This window comes from Achromobacter sp. Marseille-Q4962 (assembly GCF_943737005.1).
GTDB lineage: Bacteria > Pseudomonadota > Gammaproteobacteria > Burkholderiales > Burkholderiaceae_B > Achromobacter.
The window spans coordinates 46646-68841 of record NZ_CALSFU010000019.1 but is presented as its reverse complement, the minus strand read 5'-3'; the positions used below and the strand labels follow the sequence as shown (position 1 = coordinate 68841).

Here is a 22196-nt window from a genome sequence, read left to right as displayed (position 1 = left end):
GCCGCGGCGTGGGACGGCCCCCGCCTACTTCGCTGCGCTTTCCTTCCAGCGCGCCATGAGCGTGTTGGAAGGCAGGGTTTCGTCCAACAGCTTGCGCGCGGTTTCCGCGCCCGCCACCGGCAGGCCGGCCGGATCGAGCAGACCGATCTGCACCAGCACGCTGGCCTGGTCCCAATAGATGTGCTCGTGGCAAAGCTTGTCGCCGCGGAACTTCACGATGGCCACCAGCGGAATCTCCACGTATTTGCCGGTGGGCGGCACGCCGGGCAGCATCCAGTCGATCTCGGTGGTGTGGGTGAAACAGAACAGCACCTCGTCCACGATCTGCGTGGCGCCCACGGTGCGCGACAACAGCACCAGGCGCGTGTCGGGCGGGTTGCTGTTGACGAAGTGGTGCTGATAGAAGCGGCTGAGCTCCTTGTGGCCCACGCCGCCCGTCATGGTGGGAATGTGGTTGACGTAGGGCTCGGCCACCATGGTGGACATGGTGGCCGGCACGTCGCGCGTGCCGAATTCGTACTCGCAGTGCGTGTCCCACAGCGCCGAGTAATCGAACTCCGGCCCGATGGCCTTTTGCAGCGCCGCCATGCTGCGCTGGTGCGCCATCAGCGCAGCGGGCTTGTCGTAATGCGCGCCGCCGGTGCGCGCGAAGGCGTGATCCGCCCCCGGGTACACGTACAGCTCCACGCCGGGCCGGCCGCCCAGCGCCCGCAGGATGCGCTCGCGCGCGGCGGGCGGACAGTAGCCGTCCTGCTCCGCGATGTGCAGCACCAGCCTGCCGCGCAGGCGGTCGGCCTCCTGCAGGCTCTGCTCGATGCCCACGCCGTAGTAGCCCACGGCCACGTCCACCTCGCAGCGGCAGGCCGCGAGATAGGCCAGCTTGCCGCCCAGGCAATAGCCCAGCACGCCCACGCCGCCTTCCTGCTCGGGCAGCGCGCGCAGCGCGGCCAGCGCGGCGTCGACGTCGCGCACGCCCAGGTCCTGGTCGAAGCCCTGGTAGAGCGCGAAGGCGCGCGGCATATCCTGCTCGCCGTCGGTGAGCTGGATGCCGGGCTGCTGGCGCCAGAACAGATCGGGCGCCAGCACCACGTAGCCTTCCTCGGCCAGGCGCTCGGCGCTCTGGCGCATGAAGGCGTTGACGCCGAATATCTCCTGGCACAGCACCAGGCCGGGCCCGCGGCCCGAGGCGGGCACGGCCAGGTAGGCGTTGAAAGTGCCGCCGTCGTGCGCAGCGACGGCGATCTCCCGGGTGGTTACGGCGGTGTCGGCCATGCGTCTGTCTCCTTGGTGCGCGCATGCGAAAGCGCGTGCGCGGGGCCGTCCAGTGTTAACAGACCCGGACGCACGCGGCAAGCCGCGCGTTCAGCCCGGCACCACCGCCGTGACTTCGATTTCCACCTTGGCGCGGTCTTCGACCAGGGCGGCCACCTCGACTGCCGTCATGGCGGGGAAATGGCGTCCGATGATTTCCCGGTAGTGCTTGCCGATCTCGGGGTAGGCCGCGACGTAGGCCTGCTTGTCGGTCACGTACCAGGTCATGCGCACGATGTGCTCGGGCCGGGCGCCGCCCTCGGCCAGGATGGCCACGACGTTCAGGAGCGCCTGGCGCACCTGGTCCGCGAAATCGTCGGATTCGAACTGTTGCCGGCCGTTCCAGCCGACCTGTCCGCCCACGAACACGATCTTGCTGCCCACCTGCATCTCGGCGAGCACGCCGTTCGAATACCCTCGGGGCGCCATCCAATCCGGCGGTTGCAGAATCTTCATAACGTCATCCTATTCAGAAGAACAATAAAAACCATTGCGCGTCGTCGGCCCGCCGCCTTCACGCTTCGGGAATCAGGTACGCCTGCATGCGCTCGCGCAGGTCGGCGGGCAGCGGCGTCGATTTCATGGCGCGCAGGTCCACCGTGACGATGGTGAGCCGCGCGCGCAGCCGAGGCTGCCCGTCCGGCCCCTCGAACCGCACGTCGGCGCGGAACGAGGCGCCGCCGATGCGGCGCACTTCCAGCACCTGGCGCAGCCGCTCGTGCCAGCGGCTGGGCGCGGTGAAATCGCACTGCACCGAGGCCATGGGCGTACCGATGTGGCGCTCGACGTGCAGCGCATGGAAAGGCAGTCCCATGCCCTTGTCGAACCATTCCTCGACGAAGTCGTTGATCATCTCGAAGTAACGCGGGTAGAACACGATGCCGGCCGGGTCGCAATGCCGGAAACGGACTTCCACCTCGCTCACGAACGGCGCTGCCATCTCGTTTCCTCCCCGCGTCCGCTAAGCCATGTTGCGCAGCGCGAAACGCTGCAGCTTGCCGGTTTCGGTGCGCGGCAGCGCGCTCACGAACTGGATGGCGCGCGGGTACTTGTACGGCGCGATAGCGGCCTTCACGAAAGCCTGCAGCGCCGCCGCCATCGCGTCGTCGGGCGCGAAACCGGGCTTGAGCACGACAAACGCCTTGACGATCTGGCCGCGCTCTTCGTCGGGAGCGCCCACCACGCCGCATTCGGCCACGGCCTCATGGCGCAGCAGCGCGTCCTCGACCTCGGGGCCGGCGATGTTGTAGCCCGCCGAGATGATCATGTCGTCGTTGCGCGCCTGATAGAAGAAATAGCCGTCGTCGTCGCGCACAAAGGTGTCGCCCGGCAGGTTCCAGCCCTGCTGCACGAAGCGGCGCTGCCGCTCGTCGGCCAGGTAGCGGCAGCCGGTGGGGCCCTTGATGGCCAGGCGGCCCGGCGCGCCGTTGGGCACGGGGCGCATCTCGTCGTCCACCACCTGCGCGACATAGCCCGGCACCACCTTGCCGATGGCCCCGCGGCGCACTTCCCCGGGCGGACTGGAGACGAAGACGTGGATCATCTCGGTGCCGCCGATGCCGTCGATCATCTCGATGCCCGTGGCCTGCTTCCAGAGCTGACGCGTGGCGTCGGGCAGCGCCTCGCCCGCCGACACGCTCTTCTTGAGCGAAGACAGGTCGAATTCCGGGGCCCGCGCCGCCATCTGGCGGTAGAAGGTCGGCGCGGTGAACACGATGGTGGCGCGGAATTCCTGAATCAGCTCCAGCAGCCCTTCGGGCGTGAGCTTCTCGGCCAGCACCGCGCTGGCGCCCACGCGCAGCGGGAAACACAGCAGGCCGCCCAGCCCGAAGGTGAAGGCCAGCGGCGGCGTGCCGCAGAAAATGTCGTCCGGCCCCGGCTTGATGATGTGGCGCGGGAAGAGGTCGCACATGGCCAGCACGTCGCGGTGAAAGTGCATGCAGCCCTTGGGCGAGCCCGTGGTGCCGCTGGTGAAGGCGATCAGGCACACGTCGTCGGCCGCCGTGTCGCAGGCCTGGAAATCGTCGGGCTTGCCCGCGGCCAGCGTGTCCAGCGAATCCGGGCCGGCGTCGTTGAAGAACACCAGCGTGGACAGGTCCTTGCAATAATGCTCGTGGTCCGGCCGGGCGCAGAATTCCGCCTCCTCGCGCAGGCGCACGTCGCACAGCACCGCCTGCACCCGGGCCTTCTCGATGATCTGCCTGAGTTCCTTGGCGCGCAGCAGCGGCATGGTGGGAACGGTAACCAGGCCCGCCTTGATGGCAGCCAGCCACGAGGCCGCCATCATGGGATTGTTGGGGCCGCGCAGCAGCACGCGGTTGCCGGGCACGAGCTTCAGGTCTTCGGCCAGCACGCGGGCGATGCGGTTGGTGAGCGCCCGCAGCTCGCGGTAGGTCATGACGGCCGGCTTGCCGTCCTGGCGCCAGCGCAGCGCCGGACGCTCGCCGCAACCCCGCTCGACCATGGCGTCCACCAGTTCGGCGGCGCAATTGAATCGTTTGGGATAGGCCACATCGGGGCCGTCCAGCAGGAACTCGGGCCAGAGTTCCTCGGGCGGAAGATTGTCCCGGGCGAAAGTGTCGACGTGAGCGGAGGCTTCCATGGTTTTCCCCTTGTGCTGTGCGGTGGTTGGAAGATCTGAAGGACGGGGCTCGGCGGCCCCTGCCTCTTATGCCTTCAGCAATTCACGGGCGATGATCAGCTTCTGCACCTCGGTGGCGCCCTCGTAGATGCGCAGCGCGCGGATCTCGCGATAGAGCTTTTCCACCGGCATGCCCGACACCACGCCCGCGCCGCCGAACATCTGCAGCGCGCGGTCGATGACGGACTGCGCCGACTCGGTGGCCGTCATCTTGGCCATGGCCGCCTCGCGCGTGGTGCGCTGCTTGCGCACGTCGCGCAGCCAGGCGGCCCGGTAGGTGAGCAGCGCCGAAGCGTCGATGGCGGTGGCCATGTCGCCCAGCGCGGCCTGCGTCAGCTGCAGGTCGGCCAGCGTCTGGCCGAACATGCGGCGCGAGCGGGCGCGCGCCAGGCCTTCGTCCAGCGCGCGCTTGGCGAACCCGAGCGCGGCGGCCGCCACCGAAGCGCGGAAGATGTCCAGCGTCATCATGGCCAGCTTGAAGCCCTGCCCGGGCTCGCCCAGGCGCTGGGTGGCCGGGATGCGGCAGTTCTCGAACGAGAGCGTGCCCAGCGGGTGCGGGGCAATGAGATCGATGCGCTCGCTCACGGAGAAGCCCGGCGTGTCCGCGTCCACCACGAACGCGCTGATGCCGCGCGACCCCGGCGCCTCGCCGGTGCGCGCGAAGACGCAATAGAAATCGGCGATGCCGCCATTGGAGATCCAGGTCTTGACGCCGTCGAGCACGTAGTGGCCGCCGTCCTGGCGCGCCTCGCACGCCAGCGCGGCCACGTCGGAGCCCGCCTCCGGCTCGGACAGCGCGAATGCCGCGATGGCCTGCCCGCGCGCCACGCGCGGCAGGTAGCGCTCGCGCAACGCATCGGAACCCATCAGCGAAATCGCGCCGCTGCCCAGGCCCTGCATGGCAAAGGCGAAATCGGCCAGGCCCTCGTGCCGCGCGAAGGTTTCGCGCAGGATGCAGACCGAACGCGAGTCCACCTCGGGCAGCGCGCCGCCCCAGCCCCCTCCGGGCCCGCCAGCCACCGCGTAGCGCAGCCAGCCCGCCTCGCCCATGGCCTTCACCAGCTTGCGGCACGCCGCGTCCGCGTCATGATGGTCCACCCCGGCCAGCGCCGTCCCGCACCACTCATCCACCTCCCGCGCCAGCGTCCGGTGCCGCTCCTCGAAAAATGGCCAATCCAGCCAGCTCATGTCGCTCATCTCAGTCATCTCCATCGCATCCCGTACGTTCGCTCCGCCCGCAGCAAGCCGGCGCCTCCGGCCCCGGGCCCACCCAGCATAGCCGGAGGGGCCGCCCGAATCCTCCGCGCACCTGCACACATGCACGCACCCCGCCTCCCTCCAGCGGAGCGCCGCAGGCGCTCCGCTGGAGGGAGGCGGGCTCAATCAATCTCCTTCGAACACCGGCTTCCGCTTCGCCACGAAAGCCTCGTAGGCGCGGCGGAAATCGCGGGTCTGCATGCAGATGGCCTGGGCCTCGGCTTCGGCCTCGATGGCCTCGTCCACGCCCATATTCCATTCCTGGTGCAGCAGCTTCTTGGTAACGCCGTGCGCAAACGTGGGGCCGGCGGCCAGCTGGGCGGCCAGGGCCTGGGCGGCCTGCTGCAGCTCGCCCGGCTCGTGCAGGCTGTTGAAAAAGCCCCAGTCGGCGCCTTCCTGCGCCGTCATGGCGCGGCCGGTGTACAGCAGCTCGGAGGCCCGGCCCTGCCCGATCATGCGCGGCAGCAGCGTGCAGGCTCCCATGTCCGCGCCCGCCAGGCCCACGCGCGTGAACAGGAAAGCGGTGCGCGCGGCCGGCGTGCCCAGCCGCAGGTCCGAGGCCAGCGCCACCATGGCCCCCGCCCCCGCGCACACGCCGTCCACCGCCGCCACGATGGGCTGCGGGCAGGCGCGCATGGCTTTGACCAGGTCGCCCGTCATGCGCGTGAAGTCCAGCAGCTCGGGCATGCTCATGCGGGTCAGCGGCCCTATGATCTCGTGCACGTCGCCGCCGGAGCAGAAATTGCCGCCCGCGCCCGTCACCACCACCACCTTGATGTCGGTGGCGTACACCAGCGCGCGAAACAGGTCGCGCAGCTCGGCATAGGAATCGAAAGTGAGCGGATTCTTGCGCTCGGGGCGGTTCAGGGTGATGGTGGCCACCTTGCCGTCCGCCGACACCCGCCACAGGAAGGTCCGGGCCTCGTAGCCGGCCATCGGCCGCTTGTGGTGCTTCATGGTGTGTGCTTCGGACTGCGTGCTCATGGTGTCTCCGTTCGTGAATCGTTCAATGGGCGTGCGGCTCAGCCGGTCATGACTTCGCCGCCGTCGACGGCGATGGCCTGGCCGTTGACGGAGGAAGACGCGGGCAGCGCCAGCCAGGCCACCGTCTCGGCCACTTCCTCCGGCCGCACCAGCCGGCCCTGCGGATTGCGCTCGGCCAGTCTGGCGCGGGCCGCCTCCGGCGCCATCCCCGTCTTTTCGACGATGTTGGCCACGGCGCCGCGCACGATGTCGGTGTCGGTGTAGCCCGGGCACACCGCGTTGACGGTAATGCCCTTCTGCGCCGTCTCGAGCGCCAGCGCGCGCGTGAGGCCGATGACGCCGTGCTTGGCCGCGCAGTAGGCGCTTACATAGGCATAGCCGGTCAGGCCCGCCGTGCTCGCCACGTTGATGACGCGGCCCCACTTCTCGCGCAGCATGCCGGGCAGCGCCGCCTGGATGCAATGGTAGGTGCCGGTCAGGTTCACGGCCAGCATGGATTGCCACAGCGCCGCGTCGGTGCGGTCGAAGCGCTGGCTGACCGCCTGCCCGGCGTTGTTCACCAGCACCAGCACGGGGCCGGACTCCGCCTCGGCCCGGGCGAAAGCGGCGCGCACCGAGGCTTCGTCGGCAATGTCGGCGCTTGCCGTGCGCACCTCGCCTTCGGCGGCCAGGTCGGCCGCCGCCGCGGCAAGCGCGGCCGCGTCGCGGCCCAGCAGGGTCACGCGCGCGCCGCGGCGCAGCAGCGCGCGGGCCGACGCCAGGCCGATGCCCCGCGCCCCGCCCGTGACCAGCGCGTGGCGTCCCGCCAGCGGAAGCTGATTCGTGCTCATTTGATGTCCAGTTGCGCCATGGCCGCGGCGCGTTCGAAGTTGGTTTCGAGCTGGCGCTTGCCCGCCAGGTACTGGTTCGGCCAGCCCACCTCACGGTAACCCACGCGCGCCGATTCGCGCAGCGTCCAGGACGCGTCCGCCAGGTGCGGGCGCGCCAGGGCGCAGAGGTCGGCGCGGCCCGAGGCGATGATGCCGTTGGCGTGATCGGCCTCGAAAATCGCGCCCACCGCGATGGTGGCGATGCCGGCCTCGTTGCGCACGCGGTCGGCGAAGGGGGTCTGGAACATCCGGCCGTACACCGGCTTCTCGGCCTTGCTCACCTGGCCGGAAGAGCAGTCGATCAGGTCGGCTCCGGCCGCCCTGAAGCGGCGCGCGATCTCCACCGCGTCGTCGGCCGTGATGCCGCCCTCCACCCAGTCGTGCGCCGAGATGCGCACCGACATGGGCTTGTCCGCCGGCCACACCTCGCGCACGGCGCGAAAGACCTCCAGCGGGTAGCGCAGGCGGTTGTCCAGGCTGCCGCCGTACTCGTCCTCGCGCCGGTTGGTCAGCGGCGAGATGAAGCTGGACAGCAGGTAGCCGTGCGCGCAGTGCAGTTCGAGCCAGTCGAAACCGGCTTCCACCGCGCGCCGGGCGGCGGCCACGAAGCTGTCGCGCACCTGGTCCATGTCGGCCCGCGTCATGGCGCGCGGCACCTGCGATACGCCCTCGATGTAAGGCAGCGCCGACGCCGAGAGCAGCGGCCAGTTGCCTTCGGGCAGGGGATGGTCGATCTTCTGCCAGCCGAGCTGCGTGGAACCCTTGCGGCCGGCATGGCCCAGCTGCATGCCGATGCGGGCATCGGAATTGGCGTGCACGAAATCCACGATGCGCTTGAAAGCGCGCGCCTGGTCGTCGTTCCACAGGCCGGGGCAGCCCGGGGTGATGCGGCCCTCCGGCGTCACGCAGGTCATTTCCACCATGACCAGGCCGGCCCCGCCCATGGCGCGCGCGCCCAGGTGCACCAGGTGGAAATCGCCGGGCACGCCGTTCTCGCAGGAATACATGGCCATGGGCGACACCATGATGCGGTTCTTCAGCCGCACGCCGCGCGCCTGGAAGGGCGTGAGCATGGGCAGCGGCGGCCGCTGGCCGGCGGGCGCCGGCGCGCCGGCGCGTTCGGCCAGCCAGCGCTCGTAACCCTCCAGCCAGGCAGCGTCGCGCAGGCGCAGGTTCTCATGCGAAATACGCTGCGAACGGGTCAGCAGCGAATAGGCGAACTGCTCCGGCTCCAGGCCGGCGTAGCGCGCCACGTTCTCGAACCACTCGGTGGAGTTGCGCGCGGCGTTCTGGATCTTCAGCACCTCCACGCTGCGCACCTCCTCGTAGCGCGTCAGGCCGGCCTCGACCGAACCCTCCGCGCCGCTCAGGCAGCGCGCCAGCTCGATGGCGTCTTCCAGGGCCAGCTTGGTGCCGGACCCGATCGAGAAATGGGCGGTGTGCGCGGCGTCTCCCATGAGCACCACAGGCACGCGCCGCTCGCCGCGCGCGGTGTCCAGCGTGTTCCAGTGCACCCAGGTGTTGCAGATGACGCGCGGAAAGCGGATCCAGATGGCCGAGCCGCGCAGGTGGGCCGCGTTGCTCATGAGGCGGTGGCCGTCCAGCCAGGGCGCGAACAGCTTTTCGCAATAGGCGATGCCGTCTTCCTGGCTCATCTGGTCGATGCCGGCGGCTTTCCAGGTTTCCTCGGGCGTCTCCACGATGAAAGTGGAAAGCCCTTCCTCGAACTGGTAGGCATGGGCCTGGAACCAGCCGTGCTCGGTCTGCACGAAAGCGAAGGTGAAGGCGTCGAAGGTCTTGGTGGTGCCCAGCCAGACGAAGCGGCAGCGGCGCTGGTCGATGTCGGGATGGTAGGTGTCGGCGTAGCGCGTGCGGATCTGGCTGTTGATGCCATCGGAAGCGATGACGAGATCGGCGTCGTACTGGCGGGCCACCGCCTGGTCGTCCTGCACGAACTCCTCGAACACCAGCTTCACGCCCACGTCTTCGCAGCGGGCCTGCAGAATATTCAGCAGTTTCTTGCGGCCGATGCCGATGAAGCCATGGCCGCCGCTGCGCAAGGTGCGTCCCTTGAAATGGATGTCGATGTCGTCCCAGCGGTTGAACGCCTCGCCGATGGTGCGGGCCGACACCGGATCGGCCTCGCTGAGGTTGGACATGGTGGCGTCCGAGAACACCACCCCCCAGCCGAAGGTATCGTAGGGCCGGTTGCGTTCGATCACGGTGACTTCGTTGGCCGGATCCCGCAGCTTCATCAGCAGGCCGAAATACAGACCGGCGGGGCCGCCGCCTATGCAGACTATCTTCATCGCCGTATGCGCTCCGTGGTAGGCGGCTACCCTGCCGGGCTGGTGCCGGACGCCGCAGATTTTAGGTCTGGATAGTTTAGGCTTGAAATATATACCCGAAGTTGATCCGCCGCAAATGGGGAAACCGAGATGGGTCGGAAATTAAATAGGGACGGAAATCAGCGCGGGGCCCGCGCCCATTCCACGGACGCGGGCGCCAGCATCCGGCGCAGGGCCCGCACGTCCTCCGGGGTGTCCAGGTCCGTCACGTAGGCCGGCTCGTCGCTATGGAACGGCGCCACGCTGCCGGGATGCAGCGCCATCCACTTCCGGATGCCGCAGCCCGGCGGCAGCCGGTGCGCCGACGCCGCGCAGTGCGACGACATCAGCACCGGATGCCCGCGCACGCCCGCCACGACGGGCTGCATGAGTTCGACTTCCGGCGGCCTGGCCCGCCAGCCGCGCACCAGGGCCCGCACCGCGCCGGCATCCAGCAGCGGCAGGTCGCCCAGGACCACCAGCAGATCGTGGGCAGGGTGCATCCGCGCGTGCGCGGCCAGCGCCAGCCGCTGCGAATCGACGAGCGTGGGCGCGTCATGCGGGTGCCGCAGCGCCCGGACCCCGCAGCGCCCGGCCAGGGGAAGCAGCGTGGACGCATAAGGGCCGATCACCGCGCCGATGGCGCCCACCCCCGAGCCGCGCAGGGCCGACGCCAGCCTTTCCAGCAGGCTCGCGCCGTCGATCCGCAGCGCGGGTTTGGGCCGGCCGCCCAGCCGCGAGCCCTGGCCCGCGGCCAGAATGACGGCGGCGATGGGGGTGTGCGTATCCATGATGCGTGCGCGCCGGACGCTAGTAGCGGCAAGAACCGTCTTCCAGGGCCGGGACGGCGTCCTCGCCGTGGGCGAGCCGCGCCTTGCCTTCGGCCACCGTTTCCAGAACGTCATCGCGGACGCCATTCTTGGCGGCAACCACTTCCGCCATGATGGACAGGGCGATCTCGGCCGGCGTCTTGCTGCCGATGAAAATGCCGGCCGGGCCGCGCAGTCTCGCGAGCATCGCATCCGTCAGGCCGAAATGCTCGCGCAGCCGCGCCCGGCGCAGCCGGGTGTTCCGGCGCGAACCGATGGCCCCGACATAGAACGCATCCGATTGCAGGGCATCGATCAGCGCGAGGTCGTCCAGCTTGGGATCGTGGGTCAGCGCCACGACGGCCGTGCGCCTGTCGGGCCCGAGCCTGAGGATCAGGTCGTCGGGCATTTCACGCGTGAACGCGATGCCCTCTTCCTGCCAGGGCGCCTGCTGCGCGTCGCGCGGATCGCAGACCACGATTTCGAAGCCCAGGGTCAGCGCGATCCGGCACAGGTAGCGCGACGTGTCGCCCGCGCCGATTACGATCATCCGCGCCCGGGGGCCGAAACAGGCCGTAAACGCGGATGCCGTCAGCCGGGGCGCGCCGCCGGGCGGGCCGTCGCGCAGCACGGCCCGCCCGGATTGCAGATCGAGGCGGCGCTCCACGCAACGCCGTTGCAGGCAGGCTTGCAGCAATGCCGGCAGCCCGCTGTGAGGCGCCGCCCGCTCCACCACCAGTTCCATGGTTCCGCCGCAAGGCAGGCCGAAGCGGCGGGCCTCGTCGGCAAGCACGCCGTAGCGCAGCACCTCGGGACGAGCGCCAGGGCCGGCATTCAGGGCGTTCTCGCGCGCCCGGCGGGCCAGGTCGTCTTCGATGCAGCCGCCGGAAACCGAGCCCTCGGCCTCGCCCCGCGCGTTCAGGGCCATGACGGAGCCCGGCGGCCGGGGCGACGAGCCCCAGGTGCGGGCCACGGTGACGAACCATACGGGCATGCCGGCGTGCTGCCATTCGACGGCCTTGCGCAGAACCAGGGTATCGATGTCGGTCATGGACGCCTCATGCGGCGAGCGCGGCCCGCACGGCCTCGGGAGTGAACGGCGCTTGGCAGAACCGCCGGCCGGTGGCGTCGAACAGCGCGTTGGCGATCGCAGCCGGGCCGGGAACGGAAGCGGATTCGCCCGCGCCCAGGGGCGGCTCGTCCTGGCGCGGCATCAGCAGAACGTCGATGGGCGGCAGGTCCCTGAAGCCCAGGATGGGGTAGCCGCCCCATTCGCGGCTCGCCACGCCCGCCTCGTCGAAATCGACCCGCTCGACCAGGCAGCGGCTCAGCGTCTGGTTGACGTTACCGTGGATCTGGTGGCGCACGCCATCGGGATTGACCACCATGCCGGTGTCCTGGCCGACGACCACGCGCCGGACGTCGATGCGGCCGCTGTCCGGGTGCACGCACAGGTCCACCACCCAGGCGGCCCAGGCCGCTCCGAAACCGGGAAACTTGCTGTGCACGTAGCGCGCGTAGGCCATGCCCCGGCCATGCAGCAGGCCGTCCGGCGCGGGCCGGCCCCGGCTGCCGGCCGCGTGGCGGCGCCAGCCGGCGCGCGCGGCCGTGGCCTCGATGAGTTCGATGGCGCGCCTGTCGTCCAGGTGGCGCAGGCGGTAGTCCACCGGATCGGCGAGCGCCGCGTGCGCCAGCTCGTCGATCATGCAATCGTGGGCAAAGGAATTGGGCAGGGCCGAGACGCCGCGCAGCCACGAGGAGCGCACCAGCGGCGCCATGTCGTGGCACACGATGCGCCGGTTCGGGCAGCGGTACGGCGGCACGGCGGTGCGGTCGCCCATTTCGAGCGTGCGCGGGCTGGCGGGAATGCTGCCGGTCAGCAACAGCGCCAGGAGCGGCGCGTCGTTGGACGGATAGCGCACGGCGAAGTCGTAGGCCAGCAGGCCGCCGTCCGCGCCAATGGCGGCTTCCACGTCCATCAGCTGGCCCGTGCCCTTGGGCTCCCACTGGTGTTCCTGCTCGCGCGTGAGCTGCACCCGAACCGGCCCGCCCACGGCCATGGACAGCAGGGCGGCGTCCGCGCAGACATCGTCGGCGCAATTGCGGCCATAACAGCCCGAGGCTTCCATGCGCACGATGTCGATCCGGTCTTCGCCCAGTTTCAGCAGGCGGTCCAGGTCGATGCGCAGCATGTGCGGGTTCTGGCTGCCGGACCAGACCGTCAGCCGGCCGTCGCGGAATTCGGCCACCGCGCACGACGGGCCGATGGAAGCGTGCATCTGGTACGGCCACACATAGCTGCGCCGGACGCGGGCGGCGCCGCGGCCGCAGGCGGCCTCCACGTCTCCTTCCTCGAGCAGCAGCCGGCGGCTCGCGGGGTTGGCGCGGATAGCGGCGGCCAGGTCCCGCAGGTCCGGCGCGGGCGGCACCGGTTTCCACCGCAGCTTGAGCGCGCGCATGGCCGCAACCGCCTGCTCCTCGCGGTCGGCCACCACGCCGACGAAGTCGCCCCGCACCACCACCTGCACGCGGCCCGGCAGGTGGGCCACCGACTGGCGGTCGACGCCGATCAGGCAGCGGCCGATGAAATCGCCCGCGTCGCGCCCGGGATGCGGCGGCCGGATGACGCGGCCGTGGCGCATCCCCGGCAAGCGCACGTCGTGCACGAAGGCGAGTTCGCCGGCGGCCTTGGCCGGAATGTCCACGCGCGCGACGCCGCGCCCCACGATGGTGTAGTCGCGCGCGGGCTTGAGCCGGACTTCCTGTTCGGACGGGGCCAGGGCCAGCCGGACATGCCGCCCCCGGACCAGCCGGCCGTAGTCGAGCCGGCGCGGGTCGTCGCCGTGGGCGAACCGCACCGCCCCGTCGCGCGCGCACAGCGCCTGCGGCGCGACGCCCCATTGCCGGGCCGCGAGCATCAGCAGATGCTCGCGCGCCTGGGCCGCGGCCCGGCGCAGCGGCACCGCCGATATCTGGATGCTCGCGCTGGCGATGGTCGGACCCTGGTTCGGCGCGGCGCCGGTATGGCCGAGCACCATTTCCAGCCGAGACATCGGCACGTCCAGCTCTTCGGCCACGATCTGCGCCAGGGCGGTGCGTATGCCCGTGCCCAGGTCCACGTGGCCGTTGAAGGCCATGACGCGCCATCCGCCCTGCCCGCCCGGCGGGACGTCGTGGGCGAGCACGGCCACGAAAATCTCGGGCGTAGCCTGCACGTAGTCCGACGCCGCGCCCGGCTGGCCCGGGGCCGGACGCGGCGGAGCCGAAGGCTCGCGCACGACGAGCAGCGCGCCGGGATGGGCGAGCAGCGCATCGTGCAGGGCTTGGGGCTGGGGCAGGTTCATGGGGCGAGGATTGCCGGACAGACGCCGATTATGCCGGCATTCCCGGCTGGGAGCGGCCCTCAGGGCGCCAGCGCGCCGGTGTCGGCGATGGCCTGTTCCAGCGGCATGACGGCGGCGTACTTCTGCGCCATGTCGAAAAGGTTGGCCTCGTGGGGGCCCAGGGCGCGGTCGCCGCAGCAGTCGGACACGACCAGGGGCCGGAAACCCGACTGCATGGCGTCCACCACGCTGGCGCGCACGCAGCCGCTGGTCACGCAGCCGGCGACCAGCAGGGTCTGGACGCCGCGCTGGGCCAGCCAGGGCGCCAGCATGGTGCCGAAGAACGCCGACGGCGTGTTCTTGCGCACGACATACTCGCCGGGCACCGGCGCCAGCTCGGCCACGATGGCGCTGTTGTGGCTGTGCTCCTTGAGGGTCAGCATGCCGGGCACCTTCAGGCAGAAGATATTGCCGTCGGCGTCGTCGTCCGAGAAGACGATACGGCTGTGCGCCACCGGCCACGCCCGCGCGCGCGCATGGGCCAGCAGGAGGCGCGTGCGGTCGATGGCCCGGGCGATATTGCCGCCGCCGAATACCTCGGGGTCGGCAAAGCCGTTGACGAAATCGATAATGAGCAACCCGAAGGGAGGCTTGAGCGGCAGCGGCGTGCCGAAGCCCTGGCGGGCGTAGGCCGAGATGTCGCCCGCCACGCCGGCGGCCGGGACGGCCTGCCGGCCGCCGGCGCTATCGGTTGCGGTGTTCATTGCGGCCTCCATTGCCGTGTTCATACGGCCTCCTTGCGGCGCGCGGCGCGGGCCAGGCCGGGCTCGTCCTGCACCACGCCTTCGATGACGGCCGGCCGGCCGTCGAGGGCGACGCTGCAGTTGCGCATGGGAATGTCGATGTGGCAGGCGGTGGTCCGGCTGCCTCCGGCTTCGTTGTTCGGCCCCATGGACCAGAGGAAATTGCCCTCGAAGGCGCGGGCGTCCATGCCGATGTGGGCTTCCTTGTCGTAGTGGGCCAGCATGGACCAGTGGGCGCGCGGCTGCAGGCCCCAGCCTATGTGCGACACCGCATAGGCCTCGGGGTCTTCATACGAGGCCATGTATTCGCGCAGGATGTCCGCCTGCAGCCCGCCCGCGATGCGGGTGACGTATCCCTTTTCCACGGTGAGTTCGATGGGCTCGGTCACGTAGTCTTTCAGGGGCAGCAGGATGTCGCCGCGGTCCAGCACCACGCGCCCGTTGCTTTCTCCTTCGTCGGGCCAGGTCAGCACGAAACCGCTGGGCCAGTGGTCCCAGCGGCCGGGCTCGTCCACGAAACCGTACTCGCAGATCGCCGGGAAACTGCCTAGCCGGCAGCGCAGGTCGGTGCCGGCCGCCGAGGTGATGCGCATCTCGCGGGCGTCTTCGATCAGCCTGGACGCGGCCCGCACGCGGTCGCGGTCCGCCTCGGTGGGCACCAGGCGGCACAGGACTTCCGGCGGCTCGATGGCCAGCAGGATCTTGGCGCCCGTCTGCAGGATCTCGTGCTGCTCGGGCGAGAACAGCAGGGTCATGAGGTCGAGCACCAGATCGCTCGCCTTGAGCGCGGCAATGGCCGCCGGGTTACCGGTGAGCGGGGTGGCACCCAGATAGGCCAGCGCGTCGCGGCTCAGCGACTTCTCGGCATTGACGGGCGGCAGGTCGAGCCGGTTGACGCGCGCGCCCATGGCGCCGGCCGCGGCAAGGGCGCAGCGCAGCGTCTGCGGATGCGTGTCGGCGCCGGTAAGCACGGTGACCACCTGGCCGGCCTCCAGCCTGGAAAGCGAGAGCACCTGCTTCCAGGCGCGGATCAGATCGGTATCGCTGACGGACATGGCGTGTTCCTTGGAGCGGCAAGAGAAATCGAAAAGGGGAATCGACGGGCCGTCAGTCCACCCGGCAACCCAGGAAGTCGCCCAGCGCGGCGTAGAACCCCGCCTCGTTGTCCCAGGGAATCATGTGGCCGGCGTCCGGCACGCGCACGTGCAGGGTCTGCGGAGCCAGGGCCTGCCACTCCGCCGCGTCTTCGTCGCCCACCACGCCGCCGCGCCCGGCGGTGACCAGCAGTTGCGGCACGGCGATGCGCGGCAGGTCGGCATGGATGTCGTCGCGGCCGAAGTCCTCGAAGCTCCGGACGATGGCCGGCTCGTGGCACGTATGCAGCCATTGCGCGCGCAGCTGCCGCTGCTCCTCGGTCCAGGTCGGGCAGAATGCCCGCATGTCTTCCGCGTTCATGCCGCGCGTGGCCTGGCGGATGGAATCCACGTACCAGGACAGCTTGGCCGGATACGGCCGGCGGCCCGGGCCCGAGACCGGGGGATCGACGAGGACGAGGCGCGCCAGCCCTTGCGGCCGGCCGGCCGCGGCGCGCACCGCGATGCGGCCGCCCATGGAATGGCCGAGCAGCGCATAGCGCGCCAGCCTCAGCGCCCCGGCGAACGCGGTGACGTCGGCCGCCTGCGCGTCGAGGCCGTAATCCAGGTCCGGCCCGGAAGACGACAGGCCGCGCCCGCGCACGTCCAGTACATAGGTGTCGAACTGGCGGCCCAGGCGTTCGGCCACGAAGCCCCAGGTCACGGCCGGGCTGGTAATGCCGGGGATGACGATGAGCGCATCGCGCCCGGCGCGCCGCCCCCCGGCGCCGCCGTAGCGCAGGTAATGCTGGCGTATGCCGTTGGCGTGCACATGGCCGCCATAAAGATAAGTGCTGGATGCAAGGCTCATTTTGCGTTCCTGGAAAGTCGGGGCGGCGGACCGTGCCGGCCGCTCACGCCCGTTGATGGGGATAGGCGCCCGACAGCAGCGCGCCGGCGCCGGGAACCACCGGGTCCAGGCCCAGCTCCCTGAGGATGGCGTAGGTGGTGGCAATGGACGCGGTGAGCACGGGCTTGCCCGTCTCGGCTTCCACCTGGGCAACGGCCGGCAGCGACGGCATCTGCACGCAGGCCGAGAGCACGATTACGTCGGCGTCGGCGTAGTTCATGCCGGACACGATGCCGGGCAGCCTGGCCGGGTCGTGACGGCCTACCTCGAGGTTGTCGGGAATCTCCAGCGCGCGCCAGTCGACGATCTCGAAGCCCTCGGCGGCGATGTAGTCCATGACCAGTTCGGTCAGCGGAATCATGTAGGGCGCCACCAGCGCGATCTTCTTCGCCCCCATGACCTTGAGCGCCTCGACCAGCGCGCCCGCGCTGGTGATGACAGGCGCGGACGCGCCGTTGGCGGCCGTGCGTTCGGTCAGGCGCTGCTGGGACACGCGGTGGTAGCCGCGTCCCATGGCCATGATGGCCACCAGGCAGGCGTAGCCCAGCACGTCGACGCGCGCGTCGCTGAGTTCCAGTGCGCAGCGGTCGCTTTCAGCGTCCATGGCCGCGAGCTCTTCCTTGCGCACCTTCTTCATCCGCATGCGGCTGGAATGGAAGGTGAAGCGGTCGTTGGGGCGCAGCAGCGAATGGGCCTGCAGCATCGCCGGCACTTCAGTCTCCATGGTGGTGTTGGAGCTGGGAACGATCTGGCCGATCCGGAAAGTCTTGGTCATGTGGGAGCCCCGAGGTAAAGGCTAGGGTTTTCGATCAATTGAAAAACAATGTATACGCTCTATTCTTGCAAACACACCAGCGAATCGCAAACATCATTCTTCTAGTGGTTTTCACCTATTTTTCCGAGAAAAATTGCGCTCTAAAGGAAATTTCCATGCAAAATTCCCGGCAGTTCGAATGCCTGCATTTCAGGAAAATTAAAGTGTGTACTTTGCAAATCGGGCGTTGCCGGAACATGTTCCACACCGCGCCGCCGGCGGCGCATCCCGCCGATCCCTTTATCGATCCATCCCCATCCCGCTAGGAGAAAACCCGTGTCCAAATCCCCTCGTATCGCAGTCGTCGGTGCCGGTCTCGGCGGTGCGGCGACCGCCTCGCTGCTGCTCCAGGAAGGCCTCGACGTCCGCGTCTACGAGCAGGCGCCGAATTTTTCACGCCTGGGCGCCGGCATCCACGTAGGCCCCAACGTCATGAAGATCCTGCGCCGCATCGGCATCGAGGACGCGCTGAACGCCCAGGGCTCCCACCCGGACTACTGGTACAGCCGTCACTGGCAGACCGGCGACGTGCTGGCGCAGATCCCGCTGGGCGACCACGCCGTCAAGACCTACGGCGCGTCCTATCTCACGGTGCACCGCGGCGACTTTCACGCCCTGCTCATCGACGCCCTGCCGGACAGCGTGATGTCCTACGGCAAGCACCTGACCGGGGTCGAAGACCGCGGCGACGGGGTGGCGCTGCGCTTTGCCGACGGCTCCACCGAAGAGGCCGACATCGTGATCGGCGCCGACGGCGTGAATTCGCGCATCCGCGAAGCGCTGCTGGGTCCGGAGCCGCCCAAGTACGCGGGCTACCTGGCGCACCGCGCGGTGTTTCCCACGCCCGAAGTCAAGGCAGGCATGCTGCCTTTCGACGCCTGCGTGAAGTGGTGGAGCGACGACCGCCACATGATGACCTACTTCGTCACCGGCAAGGCCGACGAGCTCTATTACGTGACCGGCGTGCCGGTGGATCAGTGGGACCTGAAAGACCGCTGGCTGCCCAGCAGCAAGGAAGAAATGCGCGAGGCTTTCCAGGGCTGGCATCCCACGGTGCAGGCGCTCATCGACGCCACGGTGGAAGTGACCAAATGGTCGCTGCTCGAGCGCGACCCGCTGCCCCTGTGGAGCCGGGGCCGGCTGGTGCTGCTGGGCGACGCGTGCCATCCGATGAAGCCGCACATGGCCCAGGGCGCCGCCATGGCCATCGAAGACGGCGCCATGCTGGCGCGCTGCTTCCGCGAAGTGGGCGCCCACAACCACGAACTGGCGTTCGCGCTGTATGAAGCCAACCGGGCCGAGCGCGCCAGCAAGGTGCAGCGCATTTCCCACGACAACACCTGGCTGCGCACCAATGAAGACCCCTCGTGGTGCTTCGGCTACGACGTGTTCGCCGTGCCCCTGGTCGAGCCCGGGCCCAGGAAGGCGGCGGCCTGATATTTTCTAGGTCCCGTCGAACCTCCGCCACAGGCCACGCACAGCATGGAAAGCCCGACCCGCCCCAGCCCGGACAGCCCGGTCAGCCTGCACGTCAACGGATGCCGCCGCGAAGCGGCCGTCGCCCCCGGGACGGCCCTGCTCTATGTGCTGCGCAACGACCTGGCGCTCAACAGCCCCAAATACGGCTGCGGGCTGGGGGAGTGCGGCGCCTGCACCGTGCTGATCGACGGCGTGGCGGCGCGGTCGTGCGTGATTCCCGTCAAGGCCGCGCAGGGCCGCCGCGTGACCACGCTGGAGGGCCTGGGCACGCGGCAGCGGCCCGGTCCCGTGCAGCAAGCCTTCATCGACTGCCAGGCGGCGCAGTGCGGCTACTGTCTCAACGGCATGATCATGACGGTGGAAGCCCTGCTGCGCCGCAACCCCCACCCCTCGGACCAGGAACTGCGCAACGAACTGCAGCACAACCTGTGCCGTTGCGGCACGCACGTGGAAATCATGCAGGCGGCGCGCCGCGCGGCGCGGTTGCGCGCCGGCGCCGCGCAAGGACGACTGCCATGAACGGGGCCCTGCGTTCCGCCGGAGCGGGCCTGCCCGAGGCGCTTCCGGGCGACGTGCTGCACGGCCTGGCGCTGCGCCCGCCGGAAGCGGGCTGGGACGGCCAGCGCTATCGCGGCAGCGAACTGGCCAGCGTCCGCCTGGCCGAGGCGCGGTCCATGGCCGGCGTCGTGGCGGCCGTGCGGCGCGGCCATTTCGTGGGCGTGGTCGCGGTAAGCCCGCTGTATGCCAGGCAGGCGGCAGACAGCCTGGCCCCCGTGTGGCAATCGCCCGCCGGCCATCGGGCGGCCGCGGCCTGCGGCGGCGCGGCGGGCGCAGCCGCCTACACCTGGCGCATGGCGCCGTCTCCGGCGGCGGCCGGCGTCAGGGTGGCCGCGTGGAGCCTGCCGGGCCAGACCCGCGTGTGGCTGCCGCCCTGCCCGCCGGATGCGCGGCGCATGGCGCGGCGCGAGCTGGCCGCCTTGCTGCGGCAGCCCGAAACCGCAATCAGCCTGGACAGTTGGCAAGACGCCGGGCCGGACCGCGGCCTGCCCGGCGACGGGCCCATGTTCGCGCATCCGCTCGACCTGCTGGATGCCGTGGCCGATGCCGCCCTGCTGTCGCAGGCCGTGGGCCGGCCCGTCTGCGTGGCCTGCCGGTCCGGGCCGGCCGGCGAGCTCGTGCTGCGGCCGCCCGAAGCGCCGGTGCTGCGCGCCGCGGCGCCCCCTTCCGGCGACGCGGCGCGGCCGGACGGCGCCGGGCACGGAGCTCCGCCGCTGGCGCTGCGGTCGGATACGCCCTGGGCGGTGCGTCCGAGCCTGGCGCGCCTGCTGAGCCGGCCCCGGCAGACGAATGCGTGCCTGCACCCCACCGTGCATGCCGATTTTGCTGTGCAGCCGGCGGCGCGGCCCTGCGCTGCGCCGCATGCCGGGGTGCAGGATCTGAACGCCGCGCAGGTGTTCGCCCAGGAAAGCCTCTGGTACGAGCAGGCGCTTGCCCGGGGTGTCGATCCCCTGGCGTGGCGGCTGCGGCATCTTCCCGAAGGCCGGGGCCGCGATCTCGCCCGGCAGGTGGCCGAGCAGGCTCGCGCGTTCGCCTCCGGCGACGCCGGCAACGCGCCGCGCGCCGGCGGCCTCCTGCGGGGCAGCGGATTCGCCGCGGCACAGGCGCAATGCGTGGACGAAAACGGCGACTGCCGCACGGTGTGGAGCGCTTGGGTGGCCGAAGTCGCCGTGCAGCCCCAGACCGGGCATATCGAAGTCACGCGCGTCGTCGCCGGCCACGACAGCCAGCACCTGCGCGCCGCGCAGAGCGCGCCCTTCGTCCGTGAAATCGTGCATCAGGCGCCCGAACTGCTGGCCGGCGCGCGCCGCCTGCTGGCTGGTCCGCCGGCCTTCGACGACTGGGCCGGCCTGACCGCGCCGGCCGCCAAGGCGCGCTCGACCGTGCTGGCCGCGCGGGAAGGGCCCGGGGACCTGCGCGAGCGCGCGCCGGCCGGAGACGGGGCGCTGGCGCACGGCATGCTGGCCAGCGACGGCGTCCTCACGCTGCCGGCCGCCGCCGCCATCGCCAACGCCATCCAGGACGCAACCGGCGTGCGCCTGCGGCAGGCGCCGTTCGACGCGGAACAGCTCCGGCGGGCATGCGCCGCAAGCGGCCGCGCACGCGCGCGCAACCCGCTGCGGCGCGCCTGGGGCTGGCTGGCCGCCGGGGCCGCGGGCGTCGCCGGCATGGCCGCCATGATCTGGCCGCTCAGGCCGGCCATGCCGCCCACGGCCGGCCCCGACGTTTCCCTGTACTCGCCGCAGGCAATCGAACGCGGACGCCTGGTGGCCGCGGCCGGCGACTGCGTGGCCTGCCACACCGCGCCGGGCGGCGCGGCCAACGCCGGCGGCCTCGCGCTGGAAACGCCATTCGGCACGATCTACTCCACCAACATCACCCCCGACAACGAAACCGGTATCGGCCGCTGGTCCTATGGCGCCTTCGAGCGCGCCATGCGCCAGGGCATCCACCGCGACGGACGCCGGCTCTATCCCGCGTTTCCGTATACGGCCTTCGCCAAGCTCAGCGACGCGGACCTGCAGGCCCTGTACGGCTACCTGATGTCGCAGCCGGCCGTGACGTCCAGTCCACCCGAAACGCGGCTGGCTTTTCCATTCGGCCTGCGCCCCCTCCTGGCCGGCTGGAACCTGTTGTTCCACAGCGCCGGACCGTTCTCGCCCGACCCCGCGCGCAGCGCCGAATGGAACCGCGGCGCCTATCTGGTGGAAGGCGCCGGCCACTGCGCGGCCTGCCATTCGCCGCGCAATGCCCTGGGCGCGGAAAAACGCGGCCCGCACTATCTCGCCGGTGGCCTGGCCGAGGGCTGGACCGCGCCCGCGCTGGACCGGCTCGCCTCGGGCAAGCTGCCCTGGAGCCGGGACGAGCTCTACCAGTACCTGCGCACCGGCTACTCGCCCCGCCACGGCGTGGCGGCCGGCCCCATGGCTCCGGTGATCCACGGCCTGGCCGAGCTGCCCGAGAGCGACGTGCTCGCCATCGTCGCCTATCTGATGGACCTGCCGAAACCGGCGGCGGCCGTGGCGCCCTCCGCCGCGCCGCCCGCCTCGGCGCCGGACGCGGGCCTGTCCATCGCGGGCAGGCGCGCGAACGGCGAACGCATCTACCGGAACGCCTGCGCTGCCTGTCACGAGGCCGGCAGCGGGCCGACGCTGTTTGGCGTGAAGCCCCCGCTCGGGCTCAATACCAACCTGCACGCCGCAACGCCCGACAACCTGGTCCACGTGATCCTGAACGGCATCCAGGCTCCCGCGAACGACGAGCTGGGATACATGCCTGGGTTCGGGCACAGCCTGGACGACAGGCAGATTGCGGATTTGATCGACTATTTGCGCGGACGGTTTGCGCCGGAGGAAGAAGCCTGGACAGTTGACACGACGACGATCAGCAGGCTGCGCGCGCATGCGCAGCAAGAGTAGCAAGGGGAAAACAGGGGCAACGGCCCCTGTGAGCCACCCATGAGCCGTTCCCCCCGGCCCGGCGCGCGGCTTGCATGCCCGGAAACGCGCGGAATCGGCAATTGCGGTGATGACAAAAAG

Annotated in this window: 18 protein-coding genes; 3 read left to right on the top strand and 15 right to left on the bottom strand. The window is 70.3% G+C overall.

The window, feature by feature from the left end; translation table 11 throughout:
- Positions 1 to 24: 24 nt before the first annotated feature.
- The 15 genes from NGJ44_RS17285 to NGJ44_RS17215 all read right to left on the bottom strand — a co-directional run bounded on the left by NGJ44_RS17285 (position 25) and on the right by NGJ44_RS17215 (position 17082).
- Entirely contained in the window at positions 25 to 1272 is a 1248-nt protein-coding gene (locus NGJ44_RS17285) for a dienelactone hydrolase family protein (protein ID WP_251864696.1), read from the bottom strand.
- 90 nt (positions 1273 to 1362) lie between these two features.
- Positions 1363 to 1767: a RidA family protein gene (locus NGJ44_RS17280; RefSeq protein WP_053246419.1), complete on the bottom strand. Its 405-nt coding sequence runs from the start codon at positions 1765 to 1767 to the stop codon at positions 1363 to 1365.
- 58 nt (positions 1768 to 1825) lie between these two features.
- Positions 1826 to 2251: an acyl-CoA thioesterase gene (locus tag NGJ44_RS17275; protein ID WP_251864695.1), complete on the bottom strand. Its 426-nt coding sequence runs from the start codon at positions 2249 to 2251 to the stop codon at positions 1826 to 1828.
- A 21-nt stretch (positions 2252 to 2272) separates the two neighbouring features.
- Positions 2273 to 3913, bottom strand: coding sequence for an AMP-binding protein (locus NGJ44_RS17270; RefSeq protein WP_053246417.1), 1641 nt, complete (start codon positions 3911 to 3913; stop codon positions 2273 to 2275).
- A gap of 66 nt (positions 3914 to 3979) precedes the next feature.
- On the bottom strand, positions 3980 to 5149 hold the full coding sequence (locus NGJ44_RS17265; RefSeq protein WP_251864694.1) for an acyl-CoA dehydrogenase family protein: 1170 nt from the start codon (positions 5147 to 5149) through the stop codon (positions 3980 to 3982).
- 186 nt (positions 5150 to 5335) lie between these two features.
- A complete protein-coding gene (locus NGJ44_RS17260; protein ID WP_251864693.1) occupies positions 5336 to 6193 on the bottom strand; it encodes an enoyl-CoA hydratase family protein in 858 nt (285 codons plus the stop codon).
- Between the two features lie 38 nt (positions 6194 to 6231).
- Positions 6232 to 7023, bottom strand: a complete 792-nt coding sequence (locus tag NGJ44_RS17255; RefSeq protein ID WP_251864692.1) for an SDR family NAD(P)-dependent oxidoreductase — start codon at positions 7021 to 7023, stop codon at positions 6232 to 6234.
- Positions 7020 to 9371 (bottom strand): bifunctional salicylyl-CoA 5-hydroxylase/oxidoreductase, encoded by a 2352-nt coding sequence (locus tag NGJ44_RS17250; protein ID WP_251864691.1) that lies wholly within the window; start codon positions 9369 to 9371, stop codon positions 7020 to 7022. The genes NGJ44_RS17255 and NGJ44_RS17250 overlap by 4 nt, the downstream gene beginning before the upstream one ends.
- Before the next feature lie 158 nt (positions 9372 to 9529).
- Complete coding sequence (locus NGJ44_RS17245; protein ID WP_251864690.1) at positions 9530 to 10180, bottom strand: nucleotidyltransferase family protein; 651 nt, start codon at positions 10178 to 10180, stop codon at positions 9530 to 9532.
- Between the two features lie 19 nt (positions 10181 to 10199).
- Entirely contained in the window at positions 10200 to 11249 is a 1050-nt protein-coding gene (locus NGJ44_RS17240; protein WP_251864689.1) for an XdhC family protein, read from the bottom strand.
- Between the two features lie 7 nt (positions 11250 to 11256).
- Positions 11257 to 13542, bottom strand: coding sequence for a xanthine dehydrogenase family protein molybdopterin-binding subunit (locus NGJ44_RS17235; RefSeq protein WP_251864688.1), 2286 nt, complete (start codon positions 13540 to 13542; stop codon positions 11257 to 11259).
- A 59-nt stretch (positions 13543 to 13601) separates the two neighbouring features.
- Complete coding sequence (locus NGJ44_RS17230; RefSeq protein ID WP_251864687.1) at positions 13602 to 14285, bottom strand: isochorismatase family protein; 684 nt, start codon at positions 14283 to 14285, stop codon at positions 13602 to 13604.
- Between the two features lie 20 nt (positions 14286 to 14305).
- Positions 14306 to 15379: a 2,5-dihydroxypyridine 5,6-dioxygenase NicX family protein gene (locus NGJ44_RS17225; RefSeq protein WP_251864686.1), complete on the bottom strand. Its 1074-nt coding sequence runs from the start codon at positions 15377 to 15379 to the stop codon at positions 14306 to 14308.
- 52 nt (positions 15380 to 15431) lie between these two features.
- The gene (locus NGJ44_RS17220) at positions 15432 to 16268 is read right to left on the bottom strand and encodes an alpha/beta fold hydrolase (protein ID WP_251864685.1); all 837 of its coding nucleotides are present in this window, start codon (positions 16266 to 16268) and stop codon (positions 15432 to 15434) included.
- 43 nt (positions 16269 to 16311) lie between these two features.
- On the bottom strand, positions 16312 to 17082 hold the full coding sequence (locus NGJ44_RS17215; RefSeq protein WP_286012383.1) for a maleate cis-trans isomerase family protein: 771 nt from the start codon (positions 17080 to 17082) through the stop codon (positions 16312 to 16314).
- A 315-nt stretch (positions 17083 to 17397) separates the two neighbouring features.
- On the opposite strand from NGJ44_RS17215, the gene NGJ44_RS17210 reads away from it, so the two are divergent.
- From NGJ44_RS17210 to NGJ44_RS17200, 3 genes are read left to right on the top strand one after another with little or no spacing between them, the layout of a single operon-like run.
- Positions 17398 to 18558 carry an FAD-dependent monooxygenase gene (locus NGJ44_RS17210; RefSeq protein ID WP_251864684.1) on the top strand — a complete coding sequence of 387 codons (1161 nt, stop codon included), beginning with the start codon at positions 17398 to 17400 and terminating at the stop codon, positions 18556 to 18558.
- A gap of 45 nt (positions 18559 to 18603) precedes the next feature.
- Positions 18604 to 19119 (top strand): (2Fe-2S)-binding protein, encoded by a 516-nt coding sequence (locus NGJ44_RS17205; RefSeq protein ID WP_251864683.1) that lies wholly within the window; start codon positions 18604 to 18606, stop codon positions 19117 to 19119.
- A complete protein-coding gene (locus tag NGJ44_RS17200; RefSeq protein WP_251864682.1) occupies positions 19116 to 22076 on the top strand; it encodes a c-type cytochrome in 2961 nt (986 codons plus the stop codon). The genes NGJ44_RS17205 and NGJ44_RS17200 overlap by 4 nt, the downstream gene beginning before the upstream one ends.
- Positions 22077 to 22196: the final 120 nt, after the last annotated feature.